Source organism: Serratia sp. PL17, assembly GCF_017832355.1.
Classification (GTDB): domain Bacteria; phylum Pseudomonadota; class Gammaproteobacteria; order Enterobacterales; family Enterobacteriaceae; genus Serratia.
In genome coordinates, this window is record NZ_JAFIBY010000004.1 from 393887 (window position 1) to 416536 (window position 22650).

Annotated in this window: 23 protein-coding genes; 7 read left to right on the forward strand and 16 right to left on the reverse strand. The window is 56.3% G+C overall.

The genetic code is table 11. The features are described 5' to 3' along the window. Nucleotides 1-21 precede the first annotated feature (21 nt). Nucleotides 22-792 carry a peptidoglycan meso-diaminopimelic acid protein amidase gene (gene dpaA, locus JOE25_RS16035; RefSeq protein ID WP_209636773.1) on the forward strand — a complete coding sequence of 257 codons (771 nt, stop codon included), beginning with the start codon at nucleotides 22-24 and terminating at the stop codon, nucleotides 790-792. Here the strand turns inward: dpaA and JOE25_RS16040 are convergent. Then, nucleotides 724-1530, reverse strand: coding sequence for a class II glutamine amidotransferase (locus JOE25_RS16040; protein WP_209636775.1), 807 nt, complete (start codon nucleotides 1528-1530; stop codon nucleotides 724-726). The genes dpaA and JOE25_RS16040 overlap by 69 nt on opposite strands. Before the next feature lie 102 nt (nucleotides 1531-1632). Beyond that, complete coding sequence (gene lpcA / locus JOE25_RS16045; RefSeq protein WP_004949058.1) at nucleotides 1633-2214, reverse strand: D-sedoheptulose 7-phosphate isomerase; 582 nt, start codon at nucleotides 2212-2214, stop codon at nucleotides 1633-1635. Between the two features lie 245 nt (nucleotides 2215-2459). On the opposite strand from lpcA, the gene fadE reads away from it, so the two are divergent. Continuing rightward, on the forward strand, nucleotides 2460-4916 hold the full coding sequence (gene fadE / locus JOE25_RS16050; RefSeq protein ID WP_209636777.1) for an acyl-CoA dehydrogenase FadE: 2457 nt from the start codon (nucleotides 2460-2462) through the stop codon (nucleotides 4914-4916). Between the two features lie 408 nt (nucleotides 4917-5324). After that, a complete protein-coding gene (locus JOE25_RS16055) occupies nucleotides 5325-5477 on the forward strand; it encodes a Hok/Gef family protein (RefSeq protein WP_041414251.1) in 153 nt (50 codons plus the stop codon). An 86-nt stretch (nucleotides 5478-5563) separates the two neighbouring features. Here JOE25_RS16055 and mtnK read toward each other — a convergent pair whose 3' ends face one another. Then, complete coding sequence (gene mtnK, locus JOE25_RS16060) at nucleotides 5564-6763, reverse strand: S-methyl-5-thioribose kinase (RefSeq protein WP_209636779.1); 1200 nt, start codon at nucleotides 6761-6763, stop codon at nucleotides 5564-5566. 144 nt (nucleotides 6764-6907) lie between these two features. On the opposite strand from mtnK, the gene mtnA reads away from it, so the two are divergent. Further along, complete coding sequence (mtnA, locus tag JOE25_RS16065) at nucleotides 6908-7936, forward strand: S-methyl-5-thioribose-1-phosphate isomerase (RefSeq protein ID WP_209636781.1); 1029 nt, start codon at nucleotides 6908-6910, stop codon at nucleotides 7934-7936. Between the two features lie 17 nt (nucleotides 7937-7953). On the opposite strand, the gene JOE25_RS16070 is transcribed toward mtnA, so the two are convergent. From JOE25_RS16070 to JOE25_RS16080, 3 genes are read right to left on the reverse strand one after another with little or no spacing between them, the layout of a single operon-like run. Beyond that, nucleotides 7954-8496 carry an acireductone dioxygenase gene (locus JOE25_RS16070; protein ID WP_209636782.1) on the reverse strand — a complete coding sequence of 181 codons (543 nt, stop codon included), beginning with the start codon at nucleotides 8494-8496 and terminating at the stop codon, nucleotides 7954-7956. Then, the gene (gene mtnC / locus JOE25_RS16075; RefSeq protein WP_209636784.1) at nucleotides 8493-9182 is read right to left on the reverse strand and encodes an acireductone synthase; all 690 of its coding nucleotides are present in this window, start codon (nucleotides 9180-9182) and stop codon (nucleotides 8493-8495) included. The genes JOE25_RS16070 and mtnC overlap by 4 nt, the downstream gene beginning before the upstream one ends. Beyond that, complete coding sequence (locus JOE25_RS16080) at nucleotides 9179-9793, reverse strand: methylthioribulose 1-phosphate dehydratase (protein WP_209636786.1); 615 nt, start codon at nucleotides 9791-9793, stop codon at nucleotides 9179-9181. The genes mtnC and JOE25_RS16080 overlap by 4 nt, the downstream gene beginning before the upstream one ends. Before the next feature lie 162 nt (nucleotides 9794-9955). Between JOE25_RS16080 and JOE25_RS16085 the strand changes: the two genes are divergently transcribed. Both JOE25_RS16085 and JOE25_RS16090 read left to right on the forward strand, forming a co-directional pair. Continuing rightward, nucleotides 9956-11116 carry a pyridoxal phosphate-dependent aminotransferase gene (locus JOE25_RS16085; protein ID WP_209636788.1) on the forward strand — a complete coding sequence of 387 codons (1161 nt, stop codon included), beginning with the start codon at nucleotides 9956-9958 and terminating at the stop codon, nucleotides 11114-11116. Next, entirely contained in the window at nucleotides 11104-11877 is a 774-nt protein-coding gene (locus JOE25_RS16090) for an amidohydrolase (RefSeq protein WP_209636790.1), read from the forward strand. Before JOE25_RS16085 ends, JOE25_RS16090 begins: the two co-directional genes overlap by 13 nt. Nucleotides 11878-11910: 33 nt before the next feature. On the opposite strand, the gene JOE25_RS16095 is transcribed toward JOE25_RS16090, so the two are convergent. From JOE25_RS16095 to JOE25_RS16140, 10 genes are all read right to left on the reverse strand, one after another. Next, a complete protein-coding gene (locus JOE25_RS16095) occupies nucleotides 11911-13263 on the reverse strand; it encodes a nucleobase:cation symporter-2 family protein (RefSeq protein ID WP_209636792.1) in 1353 nt (450 codons plus the stop codon). A gap of 128 nt (nucleotides 13264-13391) precedes the next feature. Then, the gene (gene uraH / locus JOE25_RS16100) at nucleotides 13392-13727 is read right to left on the reverse strand and encodes a hydroxyisourate hydrolase (protein WP_209636794.1); all 336 of its coding nucleotides are present in this window, start codon (nucleotides 13725-13727) and stop codon (nucleotides 13392-13394) included. Further along, a complete protein-coding gene (gene uraD / locus JOE25_RS16105) occupies nucleotides 13720-14220 on the reverse strand; it encodes a 2-oxo-4-hydroxy-4-carboxy-5-ureidoimidazoline decarboxylase (protein WP_209636796.1) in 501 nt (166 codons plus the stop codon). The genes uraH and uraD overlap by 8 nt, the downstream gene beginning before the upstream one ends. Further along, nucleotides 14201-15475, reverse strand: coding sequence for an allantoate amidohydrolase (gene hpxK, locus JOE25_RS16110; protein WP_209636798.1), 1275 nt, complete (start codon nucleotides 15473-15475; stop codon nucleotides 14201-14203). Before hpxK ends, uraD begins: the two co-directional genes overlap by 20 nt. Further along, nucleotides 15475-16716 (reverse strand): alanine--glyoxylate aminotransferase family protein, encoded by a 1242-nt coding sequence (locus JOE25_RS16115; RefSeq protein WP_209636801.1) that lies wholly within the window; start codon nucleotides 16714-16716, stop codon nucleotides 15475-15477. The genes hpxK and JOE25_RS16115 overlap by 1 nt, the downstream gene beginning before the upstream one ends. 158 nt (nucleotides 16717-16874) lie before the next feature. Then, nucleotides 16875-17621 (reverse strand): amino acid ABC transporter ATP-binding protein, encoded by a 747-nt coding sequence (locus JOE25_RS16120; protein ID WP_209636803.1) that lies wholly within the window; start codon nucleotides 17619-17621, stop codon nucleotides 16875-16877. Further along, complete coding sequence (locus JOE25_RS16125) at nucleotides 17602-18258, reverse strand: amino acid ABC transporter permease (RefSeq protein ID WP_209636805.1); 657 nt, start codon at nucleotides 18256-18258, stop codon at nucleotides 17602-17604. Before JOE25_RS16125 ends, JOE25_RS16120 begins: the two co-directional genes overlap by 20 nt. Before the next feature lie 5 nt (nucleotides 18259-18263). Continuing rightward, a complete protein-coding gene (locus JOE25_RS16130) occupies nucleotides 18264-18923 on the reverse strand; it encodes an amino acid ABC transporter permease (RefSeq protein ID WP_209636807.1) in 660 nt (219 codons plus the stop codon). 12 nt (nucleotides 18924-18935) lie between these two features. After that, the gene (locus tag JOE25_RS16135) at nucleotides 18936-19727 is read right to left on the reverse strand and encodes a transporter substrate-binding domain-containing protein (protein ID WP_209636809.1); all 792 of its coding nucleotides are present in this window, start codon (nucleotides 19725-19727) and stop codon (nucleotides 18936-18938) included. 218 nt (nucleotides 19728-19945) lie between these two features. After that, a complete protein-coding gene (locus tag JOE25_RS16140) occupies nucleotides 19946-20785 on the reverse strand; it encodes a MurR/RpiR family transcriptional regulator (RefSeq protein WP_209636811.1) in 840 nt (279 codons plus the stop codon). A 270-nt stretch (nucleotides 20786-21055) separates the two neighbouring features. On the opposite strand from JOE25_RS16140, the gene JOE25_RS16145 reads away from it, so the two are divergent. After that, nucleotides 21056-22642: a gamma-glutamyltransferase family protein gene (locus JOE25_RS16145; protein ID WP_209636812.1), complete on the forward strand. Its 1587-nt coding sequence runs from the start codon at nucleotides 21056-21058 to the stop codon at nucleotides 22640-22642. Nucleotides 22643-22650 lie beyond the last annotated feature (8 nt).

Genomic DNA, 22650 nt, shown 5'->3' on the forward strand with positions numbered 1-22650 from the left:
TAAATATAAGCAGGAATAATAATGAGAAAAATCGCACTGTTGTTTGCGATGCTTTTTTCTATGCCGATGATCACGGCCTGCAGCGCCAGCGAGCAGGTTCCCGAGGTTCCGGTAGTTAAACAGCAATTAGTCGGTTCACCGGTCTATATTCAGATTTTCAAAGAAGAACGCACGCTGGAATTGTATGCCAAAATGGGCAACGAATTCCGCTTGGTAAAGTCTTTCCAAATCTGTAATTTCTCCGGCGGCCTCGGCCCAAAACGCCGTGAAGGTGACTTTAAAAGTCCAGAAGGCTTTTATAGCGTTGACGCACGTCATCTGAAACCCGACAGTAAGTATTATCGGGCAATAAATATCGGTTTCCCTAATGATTACGATAAATCACAGGGGTATTCCGGCGCTTATCTGATGATCCACGGTGAATGTAAATCGATTGGTTGTTATGCGATGACCAACACGTATATGGACGAGATTTACCGTTACGTCGAAGCTGCATTCGCTTACGGCCAGAGCCGGATTGATATCAGTATCTATCCGTTCCGCATGACCGATCAGAACCTGAAACGCCACGGCTCATCCAACTACATCGCCTTCTGGCGTCAGTTGAAGCCAGGCTACGACTACTTCGTCAAAAACCATCAGCCGCCGATGGTCAGCGTAGCCAACGGTCAGTACGTGCTGGGCCAACCCGTGCTGAGCAGCAGCCAGATGACGCAATATGCGTCAACCACGGCTCCCGCTGTCAGTACCAATCCCTTCGCTCAGGCCAAGCCGCTCACCGAAGTGAAATAGCGCGAATTCGCCTGGTGCAATCTTGTGCCAGGTTTCATTCGCCGTCAGTGGCTGGGTGGCGATCACCGTGACCACATCGTTAGGTGTGGTCTGCTGCTGAAAATCAATCTCTACATCCTGATCGAGCAGCGTCGCTTTACCAAAAGGTGCGCGACGCGTAATCCAATACAGATTGGTGGAGCAATAGGCCATCACAAAGCGCCCATCCGACAGCAGCATATTGAATACCCCTTTCTGACGCAGTTGATCCGCCAGCAAAGCGATATAACGGAAGACCGGTGGCCAGCGGCTAGGGGTGCGCGGGTATTTAAGTGAAAGCTGGTGCAGCAACCAGCAGAAAGCGTACTCACTGTCGGTCTGACCAACCGGGCGGAAAGTGCCGGTTTCCAGTTGGCGATAGCCTTTCAGCTGGCCATTGTGTGCGTAGGTCCAATTACGTCCCCAGAGTTCACGGGTGAACGGGTGGGTATTTTCCAGCGAAACTTCACCGCGATTGGCCTGACGGATATGCGAGACCACCGCGCAGGATTTGATGGGGTATTCTTGCACCAGGCGTGCTATCGGCGAGTCGAAACTCGGCTGGGGATCCTTAAACGTGCGGCAACCGTTCCCTTCGTAGAAGGTAATGCCCCAACCATCTTTATGTGGCCCTGTACGGCCACCGCGCTGAACCAACCCGGTAAAGCTAAAGCAAATATCGGTCGGTACGTTTGCGCTCATCCCGAGCAGTTCACACATCGCCAGCACTCCTTAACCACACTGACACCGTCTATCTATACGGGTGCAGTAGACGGCACCCGTACTATAATTAATGAGGGACCAGGGGCCCCTCAGCAGCTATTACGCCTTAACCATCTCTTTTTCGATCAGTTGAATCAAGATGTGAATCGCTTTGATATGGATTTCCTGAATACGGTCGGCATAGCCGAAGTGCGGCACACGGATTTCCACGTCGGCGGAACCCGCCATTTTGCCGCCATCTTTGCCGGTAAGGGTGATCACTTTCATTCCCTTCGCACGCGCCGCTTCGATAGCTTTAATGATATTGCCGGAGTTGCCGGAGGTGGAAATGCCCAGCAATACGTCACCTTCACGGCCTACCGCTTCCACATAGCGTGAAAACACGTACTCATAGCCGAAATCGTTGCTGACGCAGGACAAGTGGCTAACGTCGGAAATGGCAATCGCCGGATAGCCCGGACGGTTTTCACGGTAGCGGCCCGTCAGCTCTTCGGCAAAGTGCATGGCGTCACAGTGGGAGCCGCCGTTGCCGCAGGAGATAACTTTCCCACCGGCTTTAAAGGAATCGGCCAGCAGCACCGCTGCACGTTGAATCGCGTCGATATTGGCGTCGTCATTGATAAATTTTGCCAGGGTATCGGCCGCTTCGTTCAGTTCACTACGAATAAGGTCGTGGTACATGAGGAACCTCTTGTTATCGTCAATCTTCCGCCCCGCAGTGTAACGGATCGGGGAAAAACCGAGAAGCACTGTGAGTTAAACAGCACCGCGGTTGAGGCACCAATGAGGTTTTTGATTATTGATGCGGTCAGTTTGTGACTTAAGTTGTAATTAAACTGTAAATGCATTGATAAAAATATGGCGTTGTACTAAAACCTATTACATACACACAACAGGTCAGACCTCTTGCCACTTTGGAGCTTCTTATGATGGTTCTTAGTATTGTTGTTTTGCTGGCACTCATTGGTGTGGTGTTTTATCACCGAGTGAACCTCACCCTCAGTAGCCTTATTCTTCTGGCATACACCGCTGCTATGGGCGCCATTGGTCTGTGGACCTTTTGGATGCTGCTGCCGCTGGCGATTATCCTGCTGCCATTGAACGTCGCCTCATTGCGTCGTTCCATGCTCTCTGCCCCGGCGCTGCGTGCGTTCCGCAAGGTAATGCCACCTATGTCCACCACCGAAAAGGAAGCTATCGAAGCCGGTACTACCTGGTGGGAAGGCGACTTGTTCCGCGGTACGCCGGACTGGAACAAGCTGCATAACTACCCGAAACCGCAATTGACCGCCGAAGAGCAGGCGTTTATTGACGGCCCAGTGGAAGAAGCCTGCCGTATGGCGAACGACTTCCAGATCACCCATGAACTGGCCGATTTGCCGCCGGAACTGTGGGCATATCTGAAAGAACACCGCTTCTTCGCGATGATCATCAAGAAAGAATACGGCGGCCTGGACTTCTCTCCTTATGCACAGGCACGCGTGCTGCAAAAACTGTCCGGCGTTTCCGGTATCCTGGCCATCACCGTTGGCGTGCCTAACTCCCTCGGCCCAGGTGAACTGTTGCAGCACTACGGTACTGATGAGCAGAAAAATCACTACCTCCCAGGCCTGGCACGTGGCGATGAGATCCCTTGTTTCGCCCTGACCAGCCCGGAAGCAGGCTCCGATGCCGGCGCTATTCCAGATGTCGGCACCGTCTGTATGGGCGAGTGGCAAGGCGAACAGGTCTTGGGCATGCGCCTGACCTGGAACAAACGCTATATCACGCTGGCTCCGGTTGCGACTGTGCTTGGCCTGGCGTTCAAACTGTATGACCCGAACCATCTGCTCAGCGATAATGCATCTCCTGGCATCACCTGTGCGCTGATCCCAACCAGCACCCCAGGTGTGGAAATCGGTAACCGTCACTTCCCGCTGAACGTCCCCTTCCAAAACGGTCCGACTCGCGGTAATGACGTGTTTGTCCCCATTGATTACATCATCGGTGGGCCAAAAATGGCCGGCCAGGGCTGGCGTATGCTGGTTGAGTGTCTGTCTGTCGGTCGCGGTATCACGCTGCCTTCCAACTCCACCGGCAGCGTGAAATCCATGGCGCTGGGGATTGGTGCTTACGCGCATATCCGCCGTCAGTTCAAACTCTCTATTGGCAAGATGGAAGGTATCGAAGAGCCGTTGGCACGCATCGCCGGTAACACCTATGTGATGGATGCAGCAGCTACGTTGATCACCAGCGGCCTGATGCTGGGCGAAAAACCGGCTGTCCTCTCAGCTATCGTGAAATACCATTGTACCCACCGTGGCCAGCAGGCAATCATTGATGCAATGGATATCGCCGGCGGTAAAGGGATCATGCTCGGCAAATCCAACTTCCTGGCCCGTGCCTATCAAGGTGCACCTATCGCCATCACGGTTGAAGGGGCGAACATCCTGACCCGTACCATGATGATCTTCGGTCAGGGCGCTATCCGCTGCCACCCATACGTTCTGGACGAAATGGCAGCAGCGCAGAAGAACGATCTGAACGCCTTTGACAAATCACTGTTCGGCCACCTGGGCCACGTGGGCAGCAACAAGGTACGCAGTTTCTGGCTGGGCCTGACGAACGGCCGCACCAGTGGCACACCAACCAAAGACGCAACTCGCCGCTATTATCAGCAGTTGAACCGTCTGAGCGCGAACCTGGCACTGCTGTCGGACGTATCCATGGGTGTTCTGGGAGGTAGCCTGAAGCGTCGTGAGCGTATCTCCGCCCGTCTGGGGGATATCCTCAGCCAAATGTACCTGGCATCCGCTACGCTGAAACGTTTTGAAGATGAAGGCCGTCAAAAAGAAGATTTACCGCTGGTTCACTGGGGCGTTCAGGACAGCCTGCACCAGGCAGAGCAAGCGTTGGACGATCTGCTGCGTAACTTCCCGAACCGCTTTATCGCCGGTGCAATGCGCTTCGTGATCTTCCCGTTCGGCCGTGTGCATACCGCCCCGTCCGACCGCCTGGATCACCAGTTGGCCAAGATCCTCCAACAGCCGTCTGCCACCCGTAGCCGCCTGGGCCGTGGCCAGTATCTGACGCCAAGCGAGCATAACCCAATTGGCCTGATGGAAGCCGCGCTGGTTGATGTGATCGCCGCCGAACCGATTCACGACCGTCTGTGCAAGGCAGCAGGCAAGAATCTGCCGTTCACCCGACTGGATCGCCTGGCGCAACGTGCGCTGGAAGAAGGCAAGATTAACGCGGATGAAGCGAAGATCTTGGTGAAAGCCGAAGAGAGCCGCCTGCGTTCCATTAACGTTGATGACTTCGAGCCGGATGCGCTGGCGGCCAATAAGCCGGAAAAGTCGCTAAAGCTGGATAAGCGCCAGAAACAGACCGAAGCCGCGTAACTGCAATAATCACATTTCCTCAGGGGGCGATAATTCATCGCCCCTTTTTTATTGCCGCTAGAAAATGCGCAGCAATTCGCAACATTGAAAAACGACTAATTTAATCTTGGGAATAATTGGATAGGCTGCGGATGGGTGCTCTGGATCTTTCTGTCCGGAGCCTTGGCAACGGATTAACCCAATGGATTTCATGTTGCAGCTAGGCGGCAAGTTCGGGCATCCCCGCGAGCTCACTTTGGTGAGTGACCGGGGTAAGCGAATGCAGCCAACAACGCTGCAGCTTGAAAGACGAAGGGGAAGAAAGAGAAAGGCCCCGAGTCGATATTATCAACCCGAGGCCACTCTCATGTCTAAGCAACATCAGGTTAGCCTCTTACCCGCCGCAAGGCAAGGACAAGGAGGTCAAAAATGCAGCAAGAACGGGTCGTTCTCAGGCTGATGATTATCTGCATCACGTTGATAGCGCTGATGTGGATTACCCGCGGTTCGCTATGCGAATTGCGCATCAAACTGGGGGACACGGAGGTTGCAGCCATTTTGGCTTACGAACCCGAAAGGTAAGGCAACCCAACGGCGGGGCTCGCCCCGCCTGTTGGTTGTTGACGACTGATCCATGAGCACCCTCCCCCACGGCATCCACCACGCTTCTAACCGTTCTGGCGGATACGCGCCAGTAAGGCATCAATATGCTCAATCTGTGGCGCGTTCACGATCAACGCACGGCCCAACCCCAAGGCATTCCGCTGACATTCAATGCGCATCTCGGTATCGTCTATGCTGTCCAGATCGGCAACATGTGCCAGGCCAATAGTGCGACGAATCAGCTCACTGCCACAGTAACCTACCGCATCCGTCCACACCTGTTGCAGGAACTGTTCGGCATAGCCTGGTACCGCCAACGCAAGTTCACGGGTCTGTTGGTGACATAATGCCAGGAAACGATCGGAGAAAATCAGCCAAAGCTCGCGCACATCTTGTAAACGCTGCTCACGCCCAGCGGCGGCGTCACGCGGCCCGAGAAGTCCCGGCAAACCGCAGTAATTCAACAACAGGTTCCCCAGCACGCTGCCGACGTCAAAGCCGATCGGGCCGTAGAAACCAAACTCGGCATCTATCGCCTTCAGTTTACCTTCTGCGACAAAAATCGAGCCGCTGTGAATATCGCCATGCAGCAGCGCTTCTGCCTTGCTCAAGAAGCGATGCTTCAACCCGGCTACCGCCAGTTTTAGCGGCGCATCGTTACGCAGTTCAACTACTTGCGGCAACAACGCCGCATCGAATTGATTACGTTCATGATCAATATAAGGATCGGTAAAGAATAGATCTTCGGTGATCTGGCACAGTTCAGGATTGGTAAAGCGGCTGACCTCCGCCTTTTTCTGCTGTGCCGACTGATAAAAGTCGGAGGTATGGAAGAGGGTCTGGGCCAAATATTCCGCCAATTGCCCAACCGCCAACGGATAATACTTGCCCTTGAGCAATTCACTGCGCCAGATGTGGTGGTCAGAGAGATCTTCTTGCACCATCACGGCCAGCTCGGGATCGTGATGAAGCACCTTTACCGTATGCCGTGGGCAAAAACCACCGTGGATCAACAAGGTTTCCGCTTCAATACGCGCACGATCCAGGGTCAATGGCCAAGATTCACCCACACAACGCACGTACGGAAGCGCCTGTTTGACGATCACCCGGCTTATGCCGTCACGATCGCGGATCTTGAACACCAGGTTTAAGTTACCGTCGCCAATCTCGTCGGCGCTAACAAGCGCGTGAGGATCGGCCAACAGCCCATATTGGCGGGCATATTCAACGGCATCGGCAGCAGTAAACGTACGATAGTGCGACATTCCCAACCCCTCTTTCCTGTCTCTCTGACACAGCGATTATTATTTTTTAGACGTAAAAGCATTTGGACGTCTATACATCTGGAAGTCATGTTGGCAGAATAGCTTTCCAGATGCAATAACTACGCAACAAGGAATTAACCGCCGATGCAAGCGCTTAACACCACCAGTTTGACCCTGAGAGACAACCGACTTTGGATCCTCGATCAACAGGCTCTGCCGCAGGAAAAACAATGGCGTCCCTGTGACAGCGTGGAAGAGTTGGTGGGACATATTCACAGCCTGCGAGTACGGGGCGCACCGCTGATCGGCCTGTCCGCCAGCCTGCTGTTGGCCCTGTTGGCAGAGCGCGGCCTGCCGCGTGAAGAGCTGGAGCAAGCGCTGATGACCCTACGTGCCTCAAGGCCGACGGCGGTCAACTTGATGAACAATCTGGACCGCATGAAGCTCGCGCTGGCGCAACCTCACTGGGTACCCGCGATGGTGGAAGAGGCATTGCGATTAGTGGATGAAGACCGCAAATTGTGTGACCGCATTGCCAATCACGGTGCCGAATTGGTGAAACCCGGCAGCCGCCTGCTGACACATTGCAACACCGGTGGTTTGGCAACCGCGGGTATTGGCACAGCCATTGGCGTGCTGCTGCGTGCTCATCAGCAAGGCAAGGTACAACAGGTGTGGGTCGATGAAACCCGTCCGCTGCTACAGGGAGGGCGGCTGACCGCTTGGGAACTGGGCGAACGGGGTATCCCATATACGCTGATTTGCGACGCCATGGCCGCTAGCCTAATGGCACAGGGCCAGGTAGATGCCGTGTGGGTAGGTGCCGACCGCATCGCCGCCAACGGTGATGTCGCCAATAAGATTGGCACCTATAGCCTGGCGGTACTGGCGCATTATCACCGCATTCCGTTCTACGTCGCTGCGCCGCACACCACCCAGGATCCGCACTGTCCCAATGGAGCGGCAATCCCGATTGAGCAACGGGCTGCGGCTGAGGTGACCGGCGTCGCCGGGAGCTTTGGTTCATGCCAGTGGGCGCCTGTTGATGCCCCGGTCTATAACCCGGCATTTGACGTGACGCCAGCGGCACTGATTAGCGGTTGGGTATTCGACAGCGGCGTAATCACACCGCAACAAGTCAATGAGGGGATATTCACGCGGGCGTTAGGTTAACGCCCGCATCATTGCGGTCAGTCGAGACGTGGATACGCATCGGCGATGTCGTCGCCGGTGAAATGTGCCACCCAGCCTTCGGGATTATCGAATACGCGGATCGCCGTGAAATTCGGTGCCGAGCCCATATCAAACCAATGGCGGGTATCGGCCGGTACCGAGATCAGATCGTTCTTCTCACACAGGATCTGGAAGATCTTGCCCTCCAGATGCAGGCAGAACAGCCCTGCTCCCTCCACAAAGAAACGCACTTCATCTTCGCCGTGTGTGTGTTCGGAGAGGAACTTGCTGCGTAACACGTCGCGCTGCGCATTGTCAGGACGCATGCTAATCACATCCCAGCTCTGGTAGCCTTTTTCTGCCACCAGCCGATCAATTTGCTGCTGATAGGCGGCAATCACCGTGGCTGGTTCTGGGTTTTCACCCAGTTCGCGATCCGCCTGCCAGCGTTCGAAGCGTACGCCAATCTGCGCCAATTGCTGCTGAATCGCCTGCGCATCGTTGCTCTGCCACAAAGGTTGCTGCGGCTCTTTATCACTGAAAATGGTTAATCCACTCATGAGGCAAACTCCCCTAAATCGATATGATCAAACCGGTTAACCTGCAGATGCTGGCTTTGCTCATCGGCATCATCGCGGATCAGTTGGCAGGTATGCCAACCGGCAGCACGCGCGGCGTCCAGCTCTTGGTGAATGTCAGAAAGAAATAACAGCGCGTCGGGAGCAATACCGATTTCACGGGCAATATTGCGGTACGAAGCAACGTCGCGCTTGGCACCCACATGGGTATCAAAATAACCGCTGAACAGCGGCTGAAGATCCCCGGCATCGCTGTATCCGAACAACAGTTTCTGCGCCTCTACCGAACCGGATGAGTAGACATACAGCTTCAGCCCTTGCTGCTGCCAGGCCGCCAATTGTTCGGCCACTTCGGGGTACAAATGCCCACGAAAATCACCGTTCTGGTAGCCACTGCGCCAAATGATGCCTTGCAGTGCCTTCAGCGCGGTAGATTTGCGATCTTCGTCCATAAAGCGATACAGCGTAGTAATCAGCTGTTCAATGTCCGCCTGCGGCCGATCAATTTCCTGGCGTAAGTCGTTCAGCGGCGCGGCCACTTCGGCATCAGCGGCGTGCTGACGAAGAAACGCCGCCAACCTTTCACGTGCATAAGGGAACAAGACTTGATGTACGAAGCGGATATCGCTGGTTGTGCCTTCAATGTCGGTGACGATAGCGCGGATCATTTTGCCTCCAGTAAGCGGCGTTGCAGTTCGCACTGGAACAGAAATTCCAGTCCTTCGAGATGGCGGCGAGCCTCTGCGACCTGGCTGCCCCAGCAGTACAAACCGTGGCCCCGCACCAGAAAACCATATTGCAACGGCGTCACTTCAGCATAAGCCGCCACGCGCGCCGCTAAGCGCGGGATGTCCTGATCGTTATCGAAAATGGGGATAACCAGGCTATCCAGATGCGTGCGTTGTCCACTGAGTGATTTTTGCATCTCATAGCCCTGCAACAACAGCCCATCACCCGGTTCAACACGTGACAACACCGTCGCATTCACTGAATGCGTATGCAACACCGCGCCAATCTGCGGATAGAGGCGGTAAATCAGGGTATGCAGGCCGGTTTCCGCCGACGGCGTGCGGCCGCTGGGTACGTGATTGGTGTCCGTTTCTACCAGCAAGAAATCCGTTTCAGTCAGGCTGCCTTTATCCTTGCCGGATTCGGTTACCAGACAGTGCCGATCGTCGAGACGCAACGACATGTTGCCGCCCGTCGCCGGACACCAACCCCTTTCACCAATCCAGTGGCACGCAGACAATAGCGCTGTAAGTTGCGGATTTTCGGTCATTATCGTTTCCCGGTCTGTAAGGTCGTCCAGCAGATGAAGCTTAGAATGATTTGATTGATGGTTAGATCTTTTCTTCATTTAGCCATCTAAGCGTCTTGATTGCCAAATACTAACATCGTGTTATATTGACGGCAACATAAGCGCCAGGAGTATTAGCCTGCTATGAGCACTTCAGCATGGATTCCCGAAAGTAAATTGCCCGCACTGGGCACGACCATTTTCACCCAGATGAGCGCACTGGCGGCGCAGCATCAGGCGATCAACCTGTCGCAGGGCTTTCCCGATTTCGATGGCCCCGATTACCTGAAAGAGCGCTTAGCCTGGCATGTCAGCCAGGGCGCTAACCAATATGCTCCAATGACCGGCGTCGCCCCTTTACGCGAGGCCATCGCTGAAAAAACGGCGGCTTTGTATGGCTGGCTGCCAGACGCCACCACCGAAGTCACCGTCACGGCCGGTGCCACCGAAGCCCTGTTTGCCGCCATCAGCGCGTTAGTACGCCCCGGCGATGAAGTGATCTGTTTTGATCCCAGCTACGACAGCTATGCTCCGGCGGTGGCCTTGTCTGGCGGCACGCTACAACGCATTGCGCTACAACCGCCGGCGTTCAGCGTAGACTGGCAACAGTTTTCTCAATTACTGTCGCCACGCACCCGTCTGGTGATCCTCAATACGCCACACAATCCGTCCGCCACAGCCTGGCAAGCGGAGGATATGCAGCAACTGTGGCGCGCAATCAGCGATCGCGAAATCTATGTCCTCAGCGACGAAGTCTACGAGCACATTTGTTTCGCCAAAGGTGGCCACACCAGCGTATTAGCTCACCCACAATTGCGTCAGCGTGCGATCGCCGTGTCCTCTTTCGGTAAAACCTTCCACATGACCGGATGGAAAGTGGGTTACTGCGTGGCCCCGGAAGCGCTGAGTGCTGAAGTACGTAAAGTGCATCAATACCTGACCTTCTCCGTCAACACCCCGGCGCAATTGGCATTGGCGGATATGTTGCGCAGCGAACCAGAACATTGGCAGCAGTTATCGGCGTTTTACCGCGCCAAGCGCGATCGTTTTGTACAGGCATTGTCAAACAGCCGACTGGAAATTCTCCCCTGTGAAGGTACATACTTCCTGTTGGCAGATTACAGCACCGTCTCCGATCTGGACGACGTGGCGTTCTGCCATTGGTTAACTGAGCACGTGGGCGTGGCGGCGATCCCGCTGTCGGTCTTCTGTGCCGATCCTTTCCCCCATAAATTGATCCGGCTGTGCTTCGCTAAACAAGATGCCACGCTGGATGCAGCTGCGGAGCGGTTATGTCGACTTTAAAAATTACCCTGTTGCAGCACCCCTTGGTCTGGCGCGACGGTGAGGCTAACCTGCGTCATTTTGATACGCTGCTGGCACCGTTAAGTGGACGCGATTTGATTGTGCTGCCGGAAATGTTCACAACCGGTTTTGCTATGGATGCCGGGGAAAGTGCACTGCCGGAACGGCAGGTGATCGACTGGCTACACGGCTGGGCGAGCAAAAGCAACGCGCTGGTCGGTGGCAGCGTGGCGCTAAAAACCCCCGAAGGCGCGGTAAACCGGTTCCTGCTGGTTGAGCCGAACGGTCGGGTACATGCCTACGATAAGCGCCATTTATTCCGCATGGCTGGCGAACACCTGCATTATCAGGCGGGCAAACGGCGTGAAATTTTTGAATGGCGTGGCTGGCGGATTCTGCCGCAGATTTGTTATGACTTGCGCTTCCCGGTGTGGTCCCGTTATCAACAAGATTACGATCTGGCGTTGTACGTCGCCAACTGGCCAGCGCCGCGCAGCAAACACTGGCAAACACTGTTGGCAGCACGCGCCATTGAAAACCAGGTGTACGTGGCGGGTTGCAATCGCGTTGGCGAGGACGGCAATGGGCTAAACTACAGCGGTGACAGCCTGATCATCAGCCCGCAGGGAGAGACGCTGGCGCACGTTGAGCCATTCGCCGCCGCACAGTTGGATGCAGAATTGTCGCTGGAAACCCTGCAAAGCTACCGCAGCGCCTTCCCGGCCTGGCGTGATGCCGACAGCTTCCTGCGCCACGATTAATGATGACGGGCGTGGTCCTCTACGCCCGTAACGTCAAGACAGTTCTTCCTCGCCCGTTTTTTCTTCTGCGCTCTCAATACGGTTAAACAGCAGGTTTAACAGTAACGCCACCAGGCACGAAGCGCTGATGCCGGAATGCAGCAAGGTACGCACCCCATTTGGGAACTGATCGTAAAAGGTCGGCATCACTATCGGGATCATGCCGAAGGCAATCGCCGTCGCCACCACCACCAAATTCATGTTGTCCTTATAATCCACTTTTGCCAGGGTACGAATGCCGCTGGCAGCCACCGAGCCAAACAACACCACGCCGGCACCGCCCAGTACCGGTAACGGAATGCAGGCGACTAACCGACCCAGCACCGGCAAAACGCCCAGCAGCACCAAAATTGCACCGCCAGCGCTGACGACAAAACGGCTCTTCACGCCGGTGATTGCCACCAGCCCAATGTTCTGGGCAAACGAACTTTGCGGGAATGAGTTGAACACCGGCGACAACGCACTCGACAGCATATCGGCACGCAAGCCGTTAGCGATCCGGCGCGCATTGACCGGTGAACCGACAATCTCGCCAACCGCCATTAGCCCCGCCGTGGTTTCCGTCAGCAGCACCAGTACGATCAATAGCATGGATAACACTGCGCTCAATTCGAAGGTGGGCCAGCCATACGCGAAGGGCTCGGGGAATGCCACCCATGGTCCGTTCCACACAGCAGTAAAACTGACCTTGCCCACCAGCACCGCCCCCCCGCAGCCGACGGCCATCGCCAACAGCACGGATAAGCGTTTCAACGCCGGTGACCCCACTTTATTGAGCAATAAAATGACCGCCAGTGTGAACGCCGCCAGACCAATATTTCCGGTTGATCCCCAGTCTGCCGCCTTGGCATTCCCCCCCATCGCCCAACGTACCGCCACTGGCATCAATGACAACCCGATCACCGTCACCACCGTGCCGGTCACCACCGGTGGGAAGTAGCGGATAATCTGCGAGAAAAATGGCGCGATCAGCAGCCCCACCAGAGAAGCGACGATCACCGCGCCAAATACCGCGGGCAGGCCGCCGTCGCCGGTGACGATGGTCACCATGGTCGCAACACCCGCAAAGGAAACGCCCTGCACCAACGGCAGACGAGAACCGAAGCCGGGCACACCAAGCGTTTGCAACAGCGTAGCCAACCCGCTGACAAACAACGCCGCCGTCACCAGCATGCCAATCTGTGGTGCGCTTAATCCTGCGGCTGAACCTATGATCAGCGGCGGTGCAATGATCCCCCCGTACATCGTCAGAATATGTTGCAGACCGTAGGCGAACGTTTTTACCAACGGCAATTTTTCATTTTCCGGGCAGCACGAAGCCGCACCCTTATCCTGAGACAGAGCCATAAGAACCTCGTCAATATGCATGTAGAACAATTGTCGCCGTCAGTGTGGGGATCCCCAGGGCATACATGAAGTCCGTGAGGAGGCCGAGCACTGCCCCAACCCAAAATGGCCCCCATTAAACACGGCGTTTAGCTGCCCCGGTAGGTTGAGTAGGAATACGGGCTGATGAGCAGCGGCAAATGGTAATGCTGGGCATCATCATTGATGACAAAATCGATAATTGCCGTCGCGTACAGCGTCGCTCGCCGATCGGCAGCAAAGTAAGCGCCAAGATCGGCAGACAGGCGGTAATGTCCGGTGGCCAGGCTGTCAGCGGTCAGATCGCGCGCGCGGCCATCGGTATCCGTATGGCCTTCGGCCAATGTCTGCCACTGCCCGTCTTGCTCGAACTCCAGCCACAACCGTACACCTGCAGCAGGTTTACCGAGTGACGTATCCAAAATATGGGTGCTTATTTTACTCATCGCTCAGTAACTCCTTAAAACGCAGCATCACGATCTCACGCAGCTGTTCGGCGGTTTCCTGCCGTTCCTGCTCCGCACTGTTTTTCAATCGTCTTTCCAGTTCACGCAGGATGGCGAACCCATCTCGACCGGCGGCACGGATTAAAAATACCTGACCAAATTGCGCCTCATAACGCCGGTTACCTGCCTGCAGCGCTTGGGCAAGCTCAGTATCCTGTGCGTTGACCGCCGCTTGCTCACGCGCTGAAAACTGGGCGTCCTGCTCCATGCCTTTCGCACGCTCACCGATACGCGGATGCTGCGCCAAGGCCAGGCTGACCTCTTCAGGCCGCCAGTTCTGTGCCGCCTGCCAGGCGACAGCCAGCGCGGCATCACTGCTGCTGAATGGCCGCGCTGCGATCACCGCGGCTATCCAGGCGGCAATGTTTACGCAGGGCCGCAGCCGCAGCTCGGCTTCCGCCACGGATAATTGGTTAAACTGTTGCAGGTTCATCAGGAAACTCCCAACTGGCTACCGTTTGGCAGTAAGCCTGTATGGCCAACGCCACATCTGCCTGACTTACGGCTTCAGCCGGATGGTGGCTGATGCCACGATCGCAACGAACAAACAGCATACCCACTGGCCAACAGGCCGCTAACGCAATCGCGTCGTGCCCGGCACCGCTCGGCAACGCGATGCTGCGCCCTTGCGCCGCGACCACGCTCTGTTGCCAGCGACGTTGCAAATTTGCATCACACTCTGTTGCATTTATGCGGTAAAACTCCTCACTGGAAAAACGCAGTCCCCGACGTGCGCAAATCGCGTTTGCCTGCGCCAATAGTTGCGTCAGCAGCACCGCCAGCGGGCCGTCTTCCGGGCCACGCACGTCGAGCGACAATGTGACCTCTCCGGGGATCACATTGACCGCTCCCGGCAGGCTTTCTATCTGCCCCACGGTCGCCACCAAGTGCCCATCGCTGGCGCAGGTTATCGCCTCAACCGCCACCATCCACTCCGCCGCTGCCGCCAGGGCGTCTTTACGTTGCCCCATCGGCACGGTACCGGCATGGCCTGCCTCGCCGGTGAAGGTGCAGTTTAGACGCCGAGCACCGTTAATCGCCGTTACCACACCCAGCGCCAGATCGGCGGCTTCCAGGCATGGCCCCTGCTCAATGTGCACTTCCAAATACCCGCAGATATCACTTTGCGCGCGCCGCGCCTCACCGACCGCCGCGGGATCAAGACCAAAATCACGCAGTGCCTGCGCCACGCTGATACCCTCGACGTCAGTCCTTTCCAGCCAGTCTGCCGGCCACTGGCCGGTAATGCCCCGGCTACCCAACAGGGCGATACTAAAGCGCGTGCCTTCTTCATCGGCAAAGCCAATCACTTCAACGGCGATCGGTAAACGCCGTTGCTGCTGATGCAAATGCGCCACCACTTCCAGCGCAGTCAATACGCCGAGCATGCCGTCATAACGCCCAGCGTTGCGCACCGTATCCAAATGCGACCCGAGCAACAGCGCGGGAGCGCCCGGCGTTTGGCCTTCATAACGGCCACAAATATTGCCAACGCTGTCTTGCCAGACCGTCATGCCGAGAGTCCGCATCCAGTCGCCTACCAACAGGTTGGCGCGTCGATGCTCCGGCGATAAATAAACCCGCGTCAATTCGCCTGGCGTCGCACTGATCGCTGCCAGTTCGTCACAACGGGCCATCACCCGCGCCGCCGCCAGCTCCGCCGCGTGGGCGGTTAACAACGCCGTCATCAACGGCTCCCGTCGTCGTAGGTGTTCCAGGCCGCCTGCAGCGCTTCCCCCTGTTTACTGGCGAAGCCCAGCCGATTCAGCACGGCTTCCAGCGCGGTGAGCGTCTGCAACACACAGTCTTTACGTGCGTTGTAACCCATGGTACCGATGCGCCAGATCTTGCCTTGCAGCGGGCCAAAGGACGTACCGATCTCGATGGCAAAATCATTCAGCATCATCTGACGTACCTGCTCGCCCTGCACCTGTGGCGGGATCACCACGCCAAGCACGTTATTCATCCGGTTATCGAGATCGCCGAAGACCTCAAGCCCCATACCCTGAATGCCGGCCAACATTGCGGCACCGTGCAGCTTGTGGCGGGCAATGGTGTTATCCAGCCCCTCTTCCAGGATCACCCGGGCGCACTCACGCGCGGCGAAAAGCATACTGGTGGCTTCGGTGTGGTGGTTCAGGCGCTCTGGCCCCCAGTAATCCATGATCATGCCGAGATCGAAATAGTTGGAGTAGATCATCTCGTCGTCGCCATCGGCATGGTCTGCGGTGCGAATGCCCTGTTCCACACATTTACGGCGGCGAACTATCTCTTCAAATTGCGGGCTGAGGGTGATGGGCGAACTGCCGGACGGGCCACCCAGACATTTCTGCAACCCGGCGGAGACTGCATCTAGCCCCCATGCATCTGTTTCCAGCGGGTTACCGGCAAACGAAGCGGTCGCATCGGTATAAAACAGCACACCGTGGCGGCGGCAAATATCCCCCAACGCCTCCAGTGGCTGTAACATGGTGGTGGAGGTATCACCCTGCACCGTTAACAGCAGGCGCGGGCGCACCTTCTTGATGGCATCTTCAACCTGGTCCGCACTGAACACCTCGCCCCAGGGAGCCTCAATGGTGTGCACTTCAGCACGACAACGGCGGGCAATCTCACACAGCAGATGACCGAAACGGCCAAATACCGGTACCAGCACCTTGTCCCCTGGGCGGATTGAGGAAACCAGCATCGCTTCAATACCCGAACGGGAAGTACCGTCCACCAACAGGGTCCAGCGGTTTTCGGTGCGGAACAACGCGCGATACAGTTCCATGACCTGATTCATGTAGCCCGTCATCGCGGGATCGTACTGGCCAATCAATTGACTCGACATGGCACGCAACACACGCGGATCGGCGTTGATCGGCCCCGGCCCCATCAGCAGGCGGGCGGGGGGGTTAATCTGATCGAATTTTGCGATATCTAACATGTTCATTCCTTGCCAACTTAATATACCCTTCATCTTTCAAGTTGCAGATGCGTTGGCTTTCCTCGCTCGCCTTGGTCACGTACTACTTGTACGCTCCCAAGGACTCACTGCGTTGCCGCCTTCCTGCATCTTGAAATCTATTGGGTAGAGATTTACGTTTATCCGTTCTCGGACAAACCGCGGACCGACGCGATAAACTGTTTTAATTCCTGCGTTTGCGGGTTGGCAAACAGCGTGCGGCTGTCGCCTTGCTCCCACACTTTGCCCTGGTGCATAAACACCACCCGGTCACCGACCTCACGGGCAAAATTCATTTCATGGGTCACCAGGATCAGTGTCATGCCCTCTTTGGCCAGCTGTTCCAACACTTTCAGCACTTCGCCCACCAGCTCGGGATCCAACGCGGAGGTAATTTCGTCACACAGCAACACCTTCGGGTTCATCGCCAAAGCGCGGGCAATCGCCACACGCTGCTGCTGCCCGCCGGAAAGGTTCGCCGGTGAATAATGCATACGTTCGCTCAGCCCAACCTTGTTCAACATCTCTTCCGCCAGCTCGCGGCATTCAGCCGGGCTTTTTTTCAGCACCCGCCGAGGCGCAAGCATCACGTTCTCTAGCGCGGTCATGTGCGGGAATAAATTGAAGTTTTGGAACACCATGCCTACGGATTTACTGATTTCTCGCGCCTGTGAATCGCGATCGGTGATGGTCATGCCACCCAGTTTAATGCTGCCTTCCTGATAACCTTCCAGCCCATTGATGCAACGTAACAGCGTGCTTTTACCGGAACCGCTGCGACCGATGATTGAAATCACCTGCCCCATATCAATATCCAGATCCACGCCCTTCAGCACATGGTTCTGACCGTAATACTTTTGAACCTGATTAATTGTGATGAGCGGCATGGAATTTCTTCTCCAAATAATGGCTGTAGCGCGACAACGGGTAGCACATCAGGAAATACCCCAGTGCGACCAGACCGAAAACTTTAAAAGGTTGATACGTGACGTTATTCAGCATGGTGCCGGCCTTGGTCAGTTCGACAAAACCAATGATCGACGCCAGTGCAGTGCCTTTAATGACCTGAACGGAAAAACCGACGGTCGGTGCGATGGCAATGCGTACTGCCTGTGGCACCACCACCCGCGTCAGTGTCTGACCAAAACTCAGCCCAAGGCAGCGTGATGCCTCCCACTGGCCCTTCGGTAATGCAGTAATGCTGCCGGACCAGATATCCACCAAGAATGCGCTGGTGAATAACGTCAATGCCAACGCGGCGGCTGTCCAGGGGCTAACATCAATGCCGAACAGTGCCAGGCCAAAGAATGCCAGGAACAGCTGCATCAGCAGCGGTGTCCCCTGAAACAACTCGGTATAGCCGCGAACAAAACGCAGTGCCCACTTACGCTTGCTCAGGCGTAGCAGTAACAGCGGCAAGGTCACCAAAGTACCGCCAATAAATGCCGTTAGTGATAACAACAGCGTCCAGCGCGCCGCCAACAGCAAATTGCGCACAATGTCCCAATCGGTAAATGTCAGCATCAGCCTTAGCTCCCTAAAAAACGGCGTCCGGCGGCCAGGAAGAGTTGGCGCATCAATATGGATAACAGCAGGTAAAACAGCGCCGTCACCAGATACACCTCAAAGCTGAGGAAGGTGCGCGACTGGATCAGGTTGGCAGCAAACGTCAGCTCCTCAAAAGACACCTGTGACACCACCGATGAACCCAGCATGACAATGATGCACTGGCTGACCAGCGCCGGATAAATCCGTTGAAGCGACGGCGGTAGCACGATGCGTAAAAACGTCTGGCTTCGACTGAAACCGAGCACTCGCCCCGCCTCCCACTGGCCTTTCGGCGTGACCTGAATACCTGCACGGATGATTTCGGTGCTGTACGCGCCCAGATTAACCACCATCGCCAGCAATGCCGCCTGCCCGGCGGTCAGCTTCCATCCCAGACTTGGCAGGCCAAATACAATAAAGAACAGCTGCACCACAAACGGCGTATTACGCACAATCTCAACGTAAACACCCCAAACGTGGCTGAGCAGGTTAGCCTTGCCGCTGCGGAGTGCCGCGCCGAAAATACCCAGTGTGACCCCCAGCACCGTGGCCATGGCCGTCAGTTCAATGGTGGTCAGCAGACCCGCCAGCAACTCAGGCAGGTAAGGCCACAGAGCAGGAAAGTTAAGCTGATAGGTCATCAGGTGCCCCCGTTATGCGCCAAAGTTGGCAGGCAAAGGCGCTTTCAGCCATTTTTCCGACAGGCCATTCAGGGTGTTGTCTTTCAACGCCTGTTCAATCAGTTCATCCACTTTTGCTTTCAGGGCCGGCTCACCCAAGCGCAGGCCTACGTAGCACGGGGAATCTTTAAGCATGAATTTGGCTACTGGCGCTTTGGCCGGGTTCTGCCGCGCAATCGCACTCACTACCAAATTCCCGGTGGCGATGTATTGCACTTGCCCGGAAAGATAGGCCGACAGCGTGGTGTTGTTATCCTCATATCGCTTAATCTGCGCGCCCTTGGGCGCAGTGTCGCTCAGCACCATGTCTTCCACCGCTCCGCGCGTGACGCCAATGGTTTTACCGTCCAGTTGTGCAGCGTCGCCCAACGCAGTGTCTTTAGGGCCAAACACCCCAAGAAAGAAGGGTGCATAGGTGCGGCTGAACGCGATGGCCTTTTCACGCTCTGCATTTTTCCCCAAACTGGAGATCACCAGATCGACCTTGTTGGTCTGCAGATAGGGCACGCGGTTGGCGCTGGTCACGGGCACCAGCTGCAACTTAAGTTTCATCTTGTTGGCCAGATACTGCGCCATATCGATGTCATAACCCTGAGGCTGCAGATCGGTACCCACCGAGCCAAACGGTGGAAAATCCTGAGGTACTGCGACCCGCAACACGCCGCGCTGCTGGATTTCTTGCAGTTGATCCGCCATCGCCGTTGCGGCCTGCGCCATCAACAACACCGCACCTAACGCCGCTACCCCGATTTTCTTGAAGTTCATAGATTATCCCCGATGGTGAAATGATGAAACAAAAGATTCTTTGATTATCACTCTGCAACTAATGTGCCAATTCACGGTATTGGGAATGTTTGGTATGACTGCCCGTCAGTGAGGGCATCAGGAGGGGGATTAGCCTGCCATGGACAGGGCAAGGCTCATCCATCAAACGGGAAAATAACGCACCATCAAAGTGCGAAAGCACCAAAATAGCGCTGAGATTAGCGCTGCTCCAGCTCGTCCAAATCGCTATACAGATCTGCGATCTGGTGAATGCGTTGACGCCCTTGCGCCAGCGTCTCGTGCAGCAAGGCGTTGCTCAGCAGATTCGCCAGGCTCATGGCTGCGGAATAACTGTCGAAAGCAGAAACGCTATCAAGTGGCGTCGCCAGATGCCAGCTCGCCAACGGGATCAACGCCTGTGCTTGAGGCTCGCACACCAGCAGCGTCGGTACCTGTTGCCCCTGCAGCTGCGTCAGCAATGCCCGCAGCTGCCGCGGCCTGCGGCGGAAAGCCACCACCACGGCAACATCCCGTTTATCCAAATCAACCAGCTCTTCTGCCAGCGTCTGGCCAGGTTGCGGCACCAGCAGGACCTGCTCACGGACTTGCATCAGCTGCTGGCGCAGGTGCATCGCGACCGGGTAGCTGTTGCGAAACCCCATCAGTACTACGCGCCGCGCCTTCACCAAAGCGGCGATCACCGCCGTGAACTGATGGGTATCCATGTGGTTCACCCAGTGGGTGAGATTAGCCATTTCCTGTTTGTAGTGCCGCGCCAACAAGGTGTTGCCCTGTACCGCATCACGATTATCCGTCAAGGGCATACCGCTTTGGCGCAAGGTGCGCAATTCGTCGCGCATAGTACGGTAGCTCGGGTAGCCCAGGCGTTTGAACAGGCGGCTGACCGTGGCTTTGGACACGCCGCTCAGGCGCGCCAGCTCAGCGCTGTTGTAGCTGATCAGGTCATCAAAGTGATCGAAAATAAAGTCAGCCACCCGCTGTTCCTGCGGCGTGAGCTGCGGATATTCACCGCGCAAGCGTTCGTCTATCTGCTTCATTGCTGCTCCTGCTGTCCCCCATAATTATCAACGTGCAGCCCGGTGGCAACCGAGCAATCCCCAGAAGCTCAGTCAGTTAAGTGACTGGGGGTGGGCGCAGAAGTCAACGCCGCGGCAATGTGAAATAGGACGGGGGTTGTAACCTTTGTTTCAGCGGAACATAGCACGCTCAAGCTACCTGCTGGCAAGCGATTATTGCCCTTCACGAAAACATGGAACATCTCTTGCTTGTGTTTAAGGCAGATGCTGACTTCAAACAAGGGCCAATAAATGATTAACAGCAACACTGCGCCATTGGGCATGGCCGTCACGCCGCATCACCTCGCCAGCGAAAGTGCACTGGCGGTATTGCGTGAAGGCGGAAACGCAATTGAAGCGATGGTCGCCGCTGCCGCCACTATTGCCGTGGTCTACCCACATATGAACGGTTTGGGGGGTGACGGTTTTTGGTTGATCGTCCCGCCACAGGGCGATCCGGTGGCGATCGATGCAAGCGGTGCAGCCGGCTCTTTGGCGACGCTGGATTTTTACGCCGGCGAAAGCCACATTCCGCATAGAGGCCCCAAAGCGGCACTGACTGTCGCGGGGACCCTTGGCGGCTGGCAGGAAGCGTTGGATTATTCGGTCGAACTGGGCGGCGAACAATTACCGCTCCCACGCCTGCTGGCCGATGCCATTCGCTATGCCGCAGATGGCATTCCGGTCACCGCCTCGCAAGAGGCTGCCACGCGGAGCAAATATCACGAACTGGCGGATTTGGAAGACTTTGCCCGCACCTTCCTGCCGCACGGCGAAATACCTCACGCCGGGCAACGTTTTTGCCAGCCGCAGCTGGCGGACACGCTGATTACGCTGGCCGAAGAGGGTTTGGACAGTTTCTATCGCGGCCCACTGGCACAGAGTATGGCGGCGGATATGGCTAAGCTCGGCATGCCACTCACCGCGCAGGATCTGGCAGATTATCGACCACGCCGTCGTACCCCCTTGCGGCTGGAGCATCAGAAAGGCGAGATCTTTAACCTGACGCCCCCGACTCAGGGTCTCGTGTCGCTGGCGATCCTCGGGTTAACCGACCGGCTACCGCTTGCCAGCCGCAGCGAAGGTGCCGTCGTGCATGGCATTGTTGAAGCCACCAAGCTGGCATTCAGCCTGCGCGATCAATTCATCACAGATCCGCGGCATATGACGCAAGATCCACAAGCATTGCTGACAAATGAGCATCTGGATGCGCTGGCCCAACGCATCGATCCCCAGCAGGCCGCTCTCTGGGGGAAAGGTAAAGGCCCCGGCGATACCGTCTGGATGGGCGTGATGGACAGCAGCGGTCTGGCGGTGTCCTTTATCCAAAGCATTTACCACGAATTCGGCAGTGGCGTGGTGCTGCCGCAAAGTGGTGTGCTGTGGCAAAACCGCGGGGCCTCTTTCAGTCTGGATGCGGCCCACCTGTTGGCACTGGCCCCCGGCAAACAACCCTTCCACACCTTAAACCCGGCGGCTGCACGTTTGTATGACGGGCGCACCCTGGTGTACGGCTCCATGGGCGGCGACGGTCAACCGCAGACTCAGGCGGCCGTATTTGTCCGCTATGTAGTGCAGGGTTTACCGCTGCAACAGGCGATCAGTGCGCCACGCTGGCTACTCGGCCGCACCTGGGGCGAAAGCTCCGACTCGTTGAAGCTTGAAGGACGCTTCTCTGAGGAAACCCTGACCTATTTACGCCAACGCGGACACGATGTGGAACTGCTGCCTGATTTTAGCGAAGCCGTCGGCCACGCCGGGGCCATTGTTCGCCATACTAACGGCATGCTTGAAGGCGCTTTTGATCCACGCAGCAACGGCAGCGCCGCTGGCTTCTAACCGCTCTA

Bases quoted from the DNA above. Each gene is read 5' to 3' on its own strand.
- JOE25_RS16080 (WP_209636786.1), bottom strand. From the start codon at position 9,793: ATGACCGAAAATCCGCAACTTACAGCGCTATTGTCTGCGTGCCACTGG.
- uraD (WP_209636796.1), bottom strand. From the start codon at position 14,220: ATGAACCTGCAACAGTTTAACCAATTATCCGTGGCGGAAGCCGAGCTG.
- JOE25_RS16130 (WP_209636807.1), bottom strand. From the start codon at position 18,923: ATGACCTATCAGCTTAACTTTCCTGCTCTGTGGCCTTACCTGCCTGAG.
- mtnA (WP_209636781.1), top strand. From the start codon at position 6,908: ATGCAAGCGCTTAACACCACCAGTTTGACCCTGAGAGACAACCGACTT.
- JOE25_RS16115 (WP_209636801.1), bottom strand. From the start codon at position 16,716: ATGTTAGATATCGCAAAATTCGATCAGATTAACCCCCCCGCCCGCCTG.
- lpcA (WP_004949058.1), bottom strand. From the start codon at position 2,214: ATGTACCACGACCTTATTCGTAGTGAACTGAACGAAGCGGCCGATACC.
- hpxK (WP_209636798.1), bottom strand. From the start codon at position 15,475: ATGACGGCGTTGTTAACCGCCCACGCGGCGGAGCTGGCGGCGGCGCGG.
- JOE25_RS16090 (WP_209636790.1), top strand. From the start codon at position 11,104: ATGTCGACTTTAAAAATTACCCTGTTGCAGCACCCCTTGGTCTGGCGC.
- JOE25_RS16120 (WP_209636803.1), bottom strand. From the start codon at position 17,621: ATGCCGCTCATCACAATTAATCAGGTTCAAAAGTATTACGGTCAGAAC.
- JOE25_RS16040 (WP_209636775.1), bottom strand. From the start codon at position 1,530: ATGTGTGAACTGCTCGGGATGAGCGCAAACGTACCGACCGATATTTGC.
- mtnC (WP_209636784.1), bottom strand. From the start codon at position 9,182: ATGATCCGCGCTATCGTCACCGACATTGAAGGCACAACCAGCGATATC.
- JOE25_RS16135 (WP_209636809.1), bottom strand. From the start codon at position 19,727: ATGAACTTCAAGAAAATCGGGGTAGCGGCGTTAGGTGCGGTGTTGTTG.
- JOE25_RS16055 (WP_041414251.1), top strand. From the start codon at position 5,325: ATGCAGCAAGAACGGGTCGTTCTCAGGCTGATGATTATCTGCATCACG.
- JOE25_RS16140 (WP_209636811.1), bottom strand. From the start codon at position 20,785: ATGAAGCAGATAGACGAACGCTTGCGCGGTGAATATCCGCAGCTCACG.
- JOE25_RS16145 (WP_209636812.1), top strand. From the start codon at position 21,056: ATGATTAACAGCAACACTGCGCCATTGGGCATGGCCGTCACGCCGCAT.
- uraH (WP_209636794.1), bottom strand. From the start codon at position 13,727: ATGAGTAAAATAAGCACCCATATTTTGGATACGTCACTCGGTAAACCT.
- JOE25_RS16085 (WP_209636788.1), top strand. From the start codon at position 9,956: ATGAGCACTTCAGCATGGATTCCCGAAAGTAAATTGCCCGCACTGGGC.
- JOE25_RS16070 (WP_209636782.1), bottom strand. From the start codon at position 8,496: ATGAGTGGATTAACCATTTTCAGTGATAAAGAGCCGCAGCAACCTTTG.
- JOE25_RS16125 (WP_209636805.1), bottom strand. From the start codon at position 18,258: ATGCTGACATTTACCGATTGGGACATTGTGCGCAATTTGCTGTTGGCG.
- fadE (WP_209636777.1), top strand. From the start codon at position 2,460: ATGATGGTTCTTAGTATTGTTGTTTTGCTGGCACTCATTGGTGTGGTG.
- dpaA (WP_209636773.1), top strand. From the start codon at position 22: ATGAGAAAAATCGCACTGTTGTTTGCGATGCTTTTTTCTATGCCGATG.
- mtnK (WP_209636779.1), bottom strand. From the start codon at position 6,763: ATGTCGCACTATCGTACGTTTACTGCTGCCGATGCCGTTGAATATGCC.
- JOE25_RS16095 (WP_209636792.1), bottom strand. From the start codon at position 13,263: ATGGCTCTGTCTCAGGATAAGGGTGCGGCTTCGTGCTGCCCGGAAAAT.